This window comes from Paenibacillus pseudetheri (assembly GCF_924513355.1).
Classification (GTDB): Bacteria; Bacillota; Bacilli; order Paenibacillales; family Paenibacillaceae; genus Paenibacillus_AQ; species Paenibacillus_AQ pseudetheri.
In genome coordinates this window covers 144,051-155,207 of record NZ_CAKMAB010000014.1, presented here as the reverse complement: position 1 = coordinate 155,207, position 11,157 = coordinate 144,051, and the positions used below count along the sequence as shown (strand labels likewise).

Annotated in this window: 12 protein-coding genes and 1 pseudogene; 3 read left to right on the top strand and 10 right to left on the bottom strand. The window is 37.2% G+C overall.

The window, feature by feature from the left end; genetic code table 11:
* Nucleotides 1–172 precede the first annotated feature (172 nt).
* The 3 genes and pseudogenes from L1028_RS15160 to L1028_RS15150 form a co-directional block, all read right to left on the bottom strand.
* A complete protein-coding gene (locus L1028_RS15160) occupies nt 173–1,036 on the bottom strand; it encodes a MurR/RpiR family transcriptional regulator (protein WP_060622962.1) in 864 nt (287 codons plus the stop codon).
* A gap of 305 nt (nt 1,037–1,341) precedes the next feature.
* A pseudogene (locus L1028_RS15155) lies at nt 1,342–1,673 on the bottom strand (MMPL family transporter); the annotation flags it as partial.
* A gap of 102 nt (nt 1,674–1,775) precedes the next feature.
* Complete coding sequence (locus L1028_RS15150; protein ID WP_234535178.1) at nt 1,776–2,033, bottom strand: TetR family transcriptional regulator C-terminal domain-containing protein; 258 nt, start codon at nt 2,031–2,033, stop codon at nt 1,776–1,778.
* Nucleotides 2,034–2,121: 88 nt separating this feature from the next.
* On the opposite strand from L1028_RS15150, the gene L1028_RS15145 reads away from it, so the two are divergent.
* Together L1028_RS15145 and L1028_RS15140 are read left to right on the top strand one after the other, a co-directional pair.
* Entirely contained in the window at nt 2,122–2,823 is a 702-nt protein-coding gene (locus L1028_RS15145; protein WP_234535176.1) for a response regulator transcription factor, read from the top strand.
* Between the two features lie 45 nt (nt 2,824–2,868).
* Nucleotides 2,869–4,221, top strand: a complete 1,353-nt coding sequence (locus L1028_RS15140; RefSeq protein ID WP_234535174.1) for a sensor histidine kinase — start codon at nt 2,869–2,871, stop codon at nt 4,219–4,221.
* A gap of 82 nt (nt 4,222–4,303) precedes the next feature.
* Here the strand turns inward: L1028_RS15140 and L1028_RS15135 are convergent, their stop codons facing one another.
* The 4 genes from L1028_RS15135 to L1028_RS15120 all read right to left on the bottom strand — a co-directional run bounded on the left by L1028_RS15135 (nt 4,304) and on the right by L1028_RS15120 (nt 8,637).
* On the bottom strand, nt 4,304–4,657 hold the full coding sequence (locus L1028_RS15135; RefSeq protein ID WP_234535173.1) for a YxeA family protein: 354 nt from the start codon (nt 4,655–4,657) through the stop codon (nt 4,304–4,306).
* A 5-nt stretch (nt 4,658–4,662) separates the two neighbouring features.
* Nucleotides 4,663–6,582 carry an ABC transporter permease gene (locus tag L1028_RS15130; RefSeq protein ID WP_234535170.1) on the bottom strand — a complete coding sequence of 640 codons (1,920 nt, stop codon included), beginning with the start codon at nt 6,580–6,582 and terminating at the stop codon, nt 4,663–4,665.
* Nucleotides 6,569–7,336, bottom strand: a complete 768-nt coding sequence (locus L1028_RS15125) for an ABC transporter ATP-binding protein (protein ID WP_234535168.1) — start codon at nt 7,334–7,336, stop codon at nt 6,569–6,571. Before L1028_RS15125 ends, L1028_RS15130 begins: the two co-directional genes overlap by 14 nt.
* A 152-nt stretch (nt 7,337–7,488) precedes the next feature.
* On the bottom strand, nt 7,489–8,637 hold the full coding sequence (locus tag L1028_RS15120) for a VanZ family protein (RefSeq protein ID WP_234535167.1): 1,149 nt from the start codon (nt 8,635–8,637) through the stop codon (nt 7,489–7,491).
* A gap of 225 nt (nt 8,638–8,862) precedes the next feature.
* Here L1028_RS15120 and L1028_RS15115 point away from each other — a divergent pair, with 225 nt between their 5' ends.
* Nucleotides 8,863–9,477, top strand: a complete 615-nt coding sequence (locus L1028_RS15115; RefSeq protein WP_234535165.1) for a DUF418 domain-containing protein — start codon at nt 8,863–8,865, stop codon at nt 9,475–9,477.
* 52 nt (nt 9,478–9,529) lie between these two features.
* Here the strand turns inward: L1028_RS15115 and L1028_RS15110 are convergent, their stop codons facing one another.
* From L1028_RS15110 to L1028_RS15100, 3 genes are all read right to left on the bottom strand, one after another.
* Nucleotides 9,530–9,697 (bottom strand): hypothetical protein, encoded by a 168-nt coding sequence (locus L1028_RS15110; protein ID WP_234535163.1) that lies wholly within the window; start codon nt 9,695–9,697, stop codon nt 9,530–9,532.
* A 154-nt stretch (nt 9,698–9,851) separates the two neighbouring features.
* On the bottom strand, nt 9,852–10,250 hold the full coding sequence (locus L1028_RS15105; protein WP_234535161.1) for a nuclear transport factor 2 family protein: 399 nt from the start codon (nt 10,248–10,250) through the stop codon (nt 9,852–9,854).
* Nucleotides 10,251–10,254: 4 nt separating this feature from the next.
* A complete protein-coding gene (locus L1028_RS15100) occupies nt 10,255–11,076 on the bottom strand; it encodes an MBL fold metallo-hydrolase (protein ID WP_234535159.1) in 822 nt (273 codons plus the stop codon).
* Between the last annotated feature and the right edge of the window lie 81 nt (nt 11,077–11,157).

Below are 11,157 nucleotides of genomic sequence, written 5' to 3'. Positions count from 1 at the left end.
TTCCTTCAGATTCCACCTCACGGTGGACACCCTTGCCCTTGGCTAACGGTAGGCGCTCGCCAGCCCCCGTTCGGGACTTTCACCCTAAAGATGACGCCCATGCTGGGCGTACCAAAAAAAGAAAGCATTGATCCATGATCAATGCTTTCCTCCACATTCATTCTATCAAAACCTAATTTCTAAGTTTTTTCTTTAATATATTATGCGTTTTTGTTAAGTAGGTTTTTACTTCTTCATATTCTGCACTTGCGACACCAGCAAATAATATGTCGATGATCGTAAGCATCGCAATACGCGAGCCCATAGCCCCACTGCGGATTGTTATTTCAGGTGTGGATATGCTCAGTACAATATCCGCCCGCTCCGCAAGCTCACTTTTATTGTACTTCGTAATCGCAATACATTTCGCTCTATTCTTTTGGGCAATTTCCAGTGCATCAATAATATCACTAGTTGCTCCAGAGTTAGAAATGAAAATGGCAACATCATCTTTCTCAAGTAAAGTTGCTGCCGTGAGCTGACTATGACCATCTGTATAGGCATGACACATCTTATTAATTCGCGAGAACTTCTGTTCCCCGTCCATACAAACGAGTCCCGAAGCACCTATTCCAAAGAAAACAATTCGCTTACTATGACATAGTAATTCTACAGCTCTTGTAATTTCTTTTCGATCAATAACACTAAGCGTATCCTCAATGGACTTGCAATTATTCAATGAAATATTTGATATAATTGTCGAGAGATCATCACCTGGCTGAATATCTGTATATTGAGCCTTTGAATCCTCATCACGAGAACCCAAAGATGCCGATATACTCACAATAAAATTGCGGTATCCGCTGTAACCCATCGTCTTACAGAAACGAAGGACAGATGCATCGCTTGTCTTACTCGATTGAGCCAATTCCTTAATCGACAAATGAGGGATCTCTTCCGTATTTTCTAAAATGTAATCTCCGACCAATCGTTCAACTGGTGTAAAACTCTCTCGCATCTCACGAATTTTAATTAATACGTTGTCATTTAGACTCATAATCTACCTACTCTAGATTTAATTAACACCTTTAATAATATCATAAACAATATAAACAACCTATTTCAATAACAAAATACGTTTTGGCATACCTAAAGCTAATTTTTTTTAATCTATTAAAATCATCCTACTCTTAGGTCATCTGGTGACTTTACGTTGATTATAGCGTAATAAAGTTGTAAGGTATAGTCGATAATTATATACTTTCTGATATGGTGAAACAAGGGACCACAAAGGTCCCCGAAGATTCTTTCTATTGTTCTCAGCATACGTAATACGCATGTATTATTAAATTTTACTGCCGTCTAAATATGACTCGATTTGTCAACTACATTCTTTGATGTAGCATCATTGCTTGAACCATTTAATTTGCTAGCAAGCTGCTTTAATGCAGTCAAGAACACTGGCATGGCCGCTACACTTAGTAATAATAGTGCAATGATTAATACGAATGCTACCTGTATAAGTGTCATTACGCCCGAAGGAATCAACGCGGCGCAGGTGCCTCCTAGAATAAAGGCAGCAGACAATACTACACCAACCATATAACGTGATGCCACTCAATTCTTGATCCAACATCCCCTTCAAGCTCGTTATACCGAATCATCAGGAATATGCTGTAATCAACGCCCAGGGCTGTTTTTCACTTAATACCTTCCTTTCATTTCTCGGAATGAATTTTCATTCTGAACGTAGTGACAAAGGAACCTAATGCTCCTTAGTCGGAAAATCAGCAGACTCACTGCAATCTAATGGCATTCCAAAAGCTGTCTGCAAGTTCTTCTTCGAGCTCAAGCGAATACAGTAACTCACCTTCTTCCATCATTTTAGCGAACATCTTCAAAGGGCCATATACAGTGCAGATCAATGCCATGGAAGGCAGGGGGCGTAACAATTTCTCCTCCTTACCTGATTTGGCTATATCTAGAATGAATTTTAATAAATCACCGAATATTGCTTTGCTATGTTCGTCTAAGTAATACCCATCTTCATGCAAGCCTTTCTTTTGCGATTTTTTTGCGCAAGAAATAAAGAGTCCTTTATAATGTAATAATGTACATAAAGACGGATTTGGAGGGAAACAAATGGCAAGTCATAAATGGGTATTAATCATAGACGATGAAGATGATTTAGCTCGTCTGATGAAGGCAGTGTTACATAAAGAAGGTATTGCAGACGTTGTAACTGCCGGGACCGTCGCAGAGGGATGGGACAAGTTTCAGGAGTATAATCCTGAGCTTATCTTGCTAGATATTATGCTACCAGATGGAGAAGGATATGACTTATGCAGAAAAATACGGGAAACATCAAATGCACCGATCTTATTTATGTCTGCAAAAGATGAGGAAATTAATAAGCTGTTAGGACTGGCGATAGGTGGCGATGATTATATTACTAAACCATTCAGTCCAAAAGAAGTCGCTTATCGGGTAAAGGCACAACTGAGAAGAGCTGGCTTTACAGAGGAAAAAAGGGCTCCGAAAAGTTTACAAGTTGGCCCCTTTGAGCTTAGTACCAATGAGACAGAATTAAAAAAGAATGGCGAACCCCTTGTGCTTACCGCCAAAGAAGTCGGTTTAATGAGCTGTTTCATGCATCATCCGAATCAGATCATAAGCAAAGAAACCTTGTTTGAACAGGTATGGGGTGAAGATTTTTTTGGTTCCGATAATACAGTGATGGTACATATTCGGCGCTTACGCGAAAAAATTGAGGCAGACCCTTCAAAGCCCGCCTATATCTTGACGGTGAAAGGGTTAGGTTATAAATTACATGCCAAGGGGTGAGACAAGTTGAAATGGAAATTGACACTCCGTTTTTTAAGATCGGTTATGACTATTGTTGTAATCGTCGGTATTGTAAACGCGATTTTGTTCCTTTCCCTATTCTTTATAAAGGTAAATAATAATAATTTTGGCACTGAAGAAGCATCTGCCGAAACCTTTAGCCGGACCTTTTCACAATATGTAGAACTGCATGCGGGCAAACCTGTTGTGAACGAAGAAGGTCTCAACAAACTACAAGAAATGAGCGCCTGGGTTCAATTCTTGAATAATCATGGGCAGCAAGTAGCAGCATTTTATACTCCTGGAGAATTACAAACAGCGTATTCCCCTATTGAGATTGTACAAATGTATAAATATAAAGAATTAGATGCAAGCACGACGGTTTTTATCAGCAAAGCCCAAAATTTCAGTTACTTTTTAGGGATTAAAAATCCTAAAATAGGCCGCTACGTAATGACCTATGACTACGCTAAAATTTTCAAAGATGTTAATGTTTTTCTTTCCATTTTTTTAATCATTGATGTGCTTATTGTAATCATCATTGGGTTTTTATTTGGGAAAAAGTTAACTGCACCCCTTCATACATTAATAGAGGGCATTCATCAGCTCAGGGAACGACGTTTTAAGAAAATGCCTACTCCCAAAGGCGTTTATGAAGATGTTTTTCGTAATATGAATGAACTATCTGAAAAGCTCGATCGACATGAAGAGGAACGTAAGCATCTCGACAAAATGCGTGAGGAATGGATTAGCAATGTTTCTCATGACATGAAAACACCACTTGCTTCTATTCAAGGTTATGCAGAATTTATAAACGACAGTGCCACAGATTTAACAGCCCAAGAATTACAGGAATACACATCAATTATCAAGAGTAAATCGATGTATATGAAAGATTTGTTAGATGACCTCAATTTAACGATGCGTTTGCGTAATCACCAGCTATCCCTGCAATTTGAAGAGGTGAATCTCGTTCAGTTTCTACGAGAAATGACGATTGAACTTTTAAATGACCCGACCTTTGGTGAAAGGCAGATAGAGTTTGAGGCAAATGTGGTTAAAGCCGTACATAAAGTAGATAAAAAGTTACTAAAACGAGCGCTCCTTAACTTTATCTACAACGCGCTGGTGCATAACGATGAAAATGTCGTGGTGAAGATTCGAGTGGAAACCATTAATCCGCATACCCAAATTACAATTTCTGATAATGGCCAGGGTATTCCGGCTAAAGATCTGGAACAGGTTTTCGAACGCTACTATCGGGGTACAAACACAACGAGCAAACATGGTACTGGGTTAGGAATGGCCATCGCAAGAGACATTATTTGGGCTCATGAGGGGAAACTCGATTTGACGAGCGTTGAAAATACCGGTACCACCATTACTATACTTTTATAATACAAATGCCTTACTTACTCATTAGGCATAGAAAAGGGCTGTTCTCCACTTACTTTATTGGAGACAGCCCTTCTTCAATCTATTAGTTTTTTAGTGCCTTTAGTGGAATATCCTCTAATTTCACTTCATCGTATGAGGATACTTGATCACCTTTTTTTACATACATTTTCAAGTAGGCGCCTTTACGAAGATTTTTTTGTGCATTAAATTCCAGTGGTATTGTATTACCTTTGGCATTTGTAGCCTCTAGTATATAAGAATAAGAGGTCATGACTGAACCATCGCTCAGTTTATATTCATGGGGTTCCCCATCCTCTGTGATTTGTAAGTAGTAATTTTCGGCATTGAAGCGATTGAAATCAATCTTGGCTATAGCAAAGACCCCTACAACTCCAATAACAAACAAAATACCAATAGTAATTAGAAATTTTTTCATCTCAATCATCCTTCTGTTCTATTATTTAATGTGATAATACGATTGTAAGAAGCTACGGTTAAGAAATAATACAACCCGTAAATTACGGTATAAGCAATCATCCAGAGCAACACAGGTTTTGCTAAATCTATCATCAGTAGACTAGAGAATGCTTTTAAAGCCACTACACTATGCAATAACCCTACTACAAGCGGTACAACAAAGATAACGAATACCTGTGACGCAATGGATTTTCGCATTTCTTTTGCACTGACACCCATTTTATGAAGCATATTGTACTGTGATTTATCCTCTTCTGCCTCTGTTAAAACCTTAAAATAAATGATACTGCCTGTAGCAGCCAGAAATACTAGACCAAGGAAACTTCCGATAAACAGTAGAGAACCCACACCTTCCAAACTTGTTTGGTAATCTTGTGGACCACTTGAAAATAGCGCTTCTTCAGGTAATTGATTTGCAATTTTTTGAGATAAATCTACAGAGGCATCCTCTACCCCAAGAACACGATAGCGCAGCACTTCCCCATCCTTTTGCAATACTTTATACTGGTCATCCGCGACTACCACTGTTATACCTGCTGTGCCTGCATTCAATACAGTTTGCATTTTAAAGCTTTGGAATGTGAGTGGATGGCCGTTTCCCGTTGTTATAGTTTTCCCTGTATATATAGGTGAGAACCTTTTATCATATCCAATATCTAAAATAACCGCGTGATCATCCTTTATATTTAATTTTTCTTTATGTTGTAAACTTGCTAATTGGTTGTATGTTTTTTCATCGATAACTGTATAGCTTCTTTTATCAGAACTATCGAATGTTGATGGCGAGTTTAATTCTTTCGTATGAAACGTAATGGATAGTGCTTCGATATTTTCATCGTATTTTGTATTTAATAGTACAGCACTCACTTGTTTATCCATTTCTGCATCTGTTGATTGATACATAAAGGTATTCGGATTAATCGTTTTTGCCGAGTCATTCGTATTGTAATAAAGGCCGTAGACCGCTCCACCGGCAGTTACTGTCGTAGCACTCAACACGGCAATCACAGTTAATGTACGTGCATTTCCACGGATACGATAGAGCAGTTGCGAAATGGTTATTACATGAAGGCCTTTCCACAGCCACTTTTCATTTTTCTTAATCATCGCTAACACAAAGCCAGTCACACTGTGGAACAATAAAAATGTACCCATAATAACCGTTGTTAAAATAATTAATACGGTCATTAGAAATCCGATTTTTTCCCATACCTTAGAAGTGAAAAGGTCCTGCATTGCGAGCCAATAGCCCAAGACAATGAGTAACACTCCAAGAACAGCTACTATCATTGATGGTTTAGGCGCCACTTCTCCCTTTTTGGAAGCATGAAATAAATCAATCAGCTTAAATTGATAGATCAAACGGTAGCCTTGAAACGATGTCACTAAGAAAATAACCAGAAATACGATACCAGTGTTCATCGCTGCCGCCGCTGAAAATGTAAAGGGTGCTACAACGTCATAACCCATTAAATGAATCAAAATCGTCATAAATCCTTTTGAACATAGGAACCCAAGTACAATTCCTACTACTAAAGAGAATAATCCTAATAAGAGATTTTCAAAAAAGAGCATAAAACCTATTTGACGATTACGTACCCCTAGCAACGCATACAGTGCGACTTCTTTTTTACGTTTTTTCATAAAAAATGAATTGGAATAAGCTATAAATATGAACACGAAAAAGATAAGAATGACTGCCGCTCCACTCATTAGTGAACCAAGTTTTTGGGATGAAGCCGTCTGTTCTGCTATCGTATCACTATATTTTAAGGTCACAAATGTAAAGTAAATGATGATACTAAACACCATCGATGCAATGTATAAAAAATATTGAGAGAAGTTTCGTGCTATATTTTTTCTTGCCAGACTAAATAATGTCATCTGCCTCACCCCCAATGGCCGCATGAACATCTAAGATCTCTTGGAAGAAGGCTTTGCGTGTCTGATCACGACGATAGATTTCTGTTGAAAATGAACCATCCTTGATGAAAATAATCCGGCGGCAGAAGCTTGCGGCAAAGGCATCATGGGTCACCATCATAATGGTCGAATTGTTATTTTCATTTAAAGTACTTAAGCTTTCCAATAAATCTGTTGCTGATTTGGAGTCAAGCGCACCTGTTGGTTCATCAGCCAAAATCAGTGCAGGCTCTGTCACGAGCGCTCTAGCCGCAGCGGTTCTTTGTTTTTGGCCACCAGAGATTTGGTAAGGATATTTTGCCAGTAAATCTTCAATCCCAAATACTTTAGAAATCTGAGTCACGAGGTGATTGATTTTCTTCGCTGGAATTTTAGCAATCGCCAGAGGAAGTAATATGTTCTCCTTTACAGTCAAGGAATCGAGTAAATTGTAATCTTGGAAGATGAAGCCGAGATGTTCACGTCTGAAGTCTGACAAGGCTGCTTCCTTCATATCATGAATACTCTTGTTCTTCATATAAATCTTCCCTTCAGTTGGAGAATCAATGGTTGCTAACAAATTTAGCAAGGTTGATTTTCCTGCTCCGGAAGGTCCCATAATCCCTACAAACTCACCTTCATGAATGTCAAAAGACACGTTTTCTAATGCTGTGTAAGCAGCACTTAACTTCCCGTATACTTTTTTTATGTTTTCTACTTTTAATAATGGTTCCATTCATTTCACCTCATAATTTGCTGATACTTATACTATAGGCTGCGAACCTTACAGCAAATTCATGCCAACCTTACAATAAGCTTAAATCCACAAAAAGGGGTACCCAGTAGCCATTTAAGACTACGGAGTACCCCTTTACGATTGAAAAGAATTCATTTTTTTCTGGTTGTATATAAATCAGAAGCTTCATCAAAGTAAAAGCGGCGTTTTTGTTTGCCAAATACGACTAACATCACATGGATGAACAACACGATCGTTAAAATGACAATGGTCAATCCAGCACCTAGCGTTAAGAATATAGATGCCTTATAAAATGGAGAATCCATGGATAGTTCCACGTTATTCAAAATATTCGCAATAACCGTTGTGAAGTATATCGCGTAAATCGCACCAAAACGTTTAAATAATCGCTTGTTTGTTTCCACACGACTTTCTTTACTGTCATAGCGATAGCGCATAATTTTCGTACCGATTGTCGATCCGTTCCAAATCCATGGAATCATAAAAAGTGTTACAAAAAGCGTAATTGTCGTTGCAATAAATTCACTAACCATATTCACGTTGGTCATACTTAACACAACTTTAACTACCATATTGCTGATAAATATATCAATCATAACAGCCAGCAACACAGACATCCCTCTTACTTCATCAAGAGCTAATAATCTTTCAGCTTTCTCATTAATTTTCTTTCTGGATGGGAATAACGCTAACACAGCTGGTGCAATAAAGAAACCCAGTACCCCGCCAGATGTATTCAACAATAAATCATCCACATCAAAAATGCGATAAGGGCAATTATAAATCCCGTAAATACCGGTTACCTGTGTTATCTCATAAAATAATGTTAACAAGAACGTGATGCCTAGAGCTTTCTTCCAGTGTTTCTTGTCTTGAAAAAAGTATCGCAAATAAACACCAAAAGGTAATAATAGCAAGAAATTAAAAAACGCTTGATAGAATGAGGGTTGGCTAAATAACAGTCTATAAGTTGCAGGCTGTGATAAAACGATACCGCTATTCCCAAAGGTATTCACTATAAATTGAAATGGCATAAGCGAATAATGTTGTGTACCCGGTTTTTGTAGCGAGCAAGTATTGCGTATTTCTGGCAACGGCAACAATACTAAAAATAAAGCTGCTAAAAAGTAAAAGATAAACGAAAATGAAATTAACGTGGTAGAAAGCGGCAGATAATTGTATTTTCTATAGGTATATATGAGCCATGGGATAAATAAGGCAAATGCTAAAACAACAAAAAAGATCGCTGCCACAAAGATTGGTTGAGTATATGCTGACATTTCTAGTTCACACCCCATAATTATTTAATATTCATATTAACCATAAAACTGATTCTAATTCAACTGGAGTTGGAACATTTTATCATATTTAAGGATCCTGTAATGTTGGCATCAATTTAATGTAAGGTTCGCAACTTATACTGACTTCTAGGCGCCATTATCGGATTGTTTCTGATCCCTTTTTATCACACAACTGTTTCTACACTTAAAAAGTGGCTTATTGGTATGACATCCATTTACATCATTTCCTTGATGGTAAAAATATTTTTACCATCTCTAGGAGCAATCTCATCTATCCTTGATGTTTTTTCTAATGACGCTATGTTAATTTTTATTATGTTTTTAGGTGGTTTTTTAACTGCAAAGTCAGGTTGGCTGACACATATACAAGAATTATCAAAACCAATTAGATGGATTCAATTGGCATCATTTCTTTTGTTCGTTGGTTTCTCACTATGGATTTGGAACGCTTCTCAAAGCGGAAGCAGCAATGTTGATTCAGTTACGAGCTTAGGATCTCTCCCAACCACTTTGTTCTACTTAACAACATTATTTCTACTATTAGAAAATAAAAAAACCATGAAATTCCTGACACCCATATCACGGGTGGGTCAAATGGCATTTACAAATTATGTAGCACAAAGCATTATAGGGACGGCAATCATTTCAATTATAGGTCTCGAAGTCGTTTCACCAAAAGATATTCTCTACATCGCAGTTCTGATTTATATGATTCAAATCATTTTTAGCACCATCTGGTTCAAGTTTTTTTCCATGGGACCCTTAGAAAGGCTTTGGCGCTTGATGACATATGGAACAAAACAAACTACAAAACGATAAAAACTCTCGCTAACTTGGGCAGCGATGGTAGTTGATGCTCTCATTTTTCCAATTACGCATCGTTTTCATCCACTTTTAACAGCTTCGTGGTCAATCTTATCACTCTGTTCACACCAACGGTTGAACCGTATGTTCGATGAATTTGTCTCATCGTGATATCTTTATCCTCAGTTGCAGCGTGCATCTTTACCGGAAGTTCGTCAAGAATCGAAAGATTCATAAAGAAACGCCATCCTTTCCAAAAATTCTATAGAAAGGATAACGTCCTTTTGCTTTATGGGTAGTGTAAAACCTTAGCTTGATAGCGAAGGGGTAGCGTCAGGAAAATGCGGTTATCCTGCCGCTACCCCGTATACAAGTTAAGTTACAAACAACTAATTTGAACTTAATGCATTATTGACAGTTGCGCTGTCCACGATTTGAATAAATTTTTTAACCTTATCATTCTCATCAAATTCATATAGATGGCAAAAGTCTGCTATAAATGATTTTCCTGTTGCTTTATACGTCCCACTATATTTTCCGTAGACGATAACAGTGTTATTATTAAACGCATAGATTTCATCTTTTGCAGAATAGCCATCCCATTCGGTTCCAAGGCGTTCATGTACGTTTTTCACTACTTCATCTGGACCTACATAAGTACCCGCATAAGGAAATCCAGCAGCTTCTGTCCAAGATACATTATCACTTAAATACATTTTGAAGGCATCCAATTTTCCTTCACCGGTTAATACATACGTTTCATGTAATAATTTTTGATAAATATTCATAACATTACCCCCAAGGAATTTCTTTCGTTACAACTTTTGCACTTAATTCTAATACGCCTTTATTTGCATAGCCTGGATATGCTGCTTCAAGTTTTGCCACAAAATCCGTAGAAGTTTTACTTTCTTCAGAAGCTTTAATTGCAGTTTTTAGATAATTGATAGTTGCAATAAGGGCTTGATTATCTAAGGATTTTTCTATTGAACCATGGCTTGGTACGATTATGTTAGCATTTAACCCTTGTAACACTTTCAAGTTCTCAATCCAAGCTTCCATTGCTTCTTTTGAGCTAGTATCTGCTAAGAAAACATGTATTTCGTTGAATATTTCAATGCCACCAATCAATAATTTCAATTCTCTGTTAAATAAGCTAGTTCTGTAATTATCTAAACCCACAAGTTCAAATGTTAAACCTTGAAAGTCAATAGTTTTTTCTGCAAATACTTGAGGCAATACAACATTACTTGGCGCGTTTTCTCCGAGTGCATCTTTCCAAACTTTTAATTTACCTAAGACAGAATGAACAATATGTTCAACAGTAGATTCTGTGGCATACGCAATGGCTTCTGGATACGCCGCATTAATACTTTCTAACCCAAAATAGTAGTCCGGATCTCCATGAATAATAAAAATTTTATCTAAAGATAAGTTATTTTCATTTAGGTAATCAACAATTTCTTTCGAATCGGATTGAGTAAATTTCGCATTTATTAAGATTGCATGTCCTGCTTTTTCAACTAAGGTTGCAGTCACCATAAAACTTTTTTCCTCAGAACTAAATATCGTCAATTTCACATCATTTTGATTTATTGCGATTGTTTTAAACATAGAATTTTATCTCCTTTTTGGTGAAGCTATTTAATAAGCAATGTAGTTTTATTAGTTGGAAATGAGTTATAAATACCATTC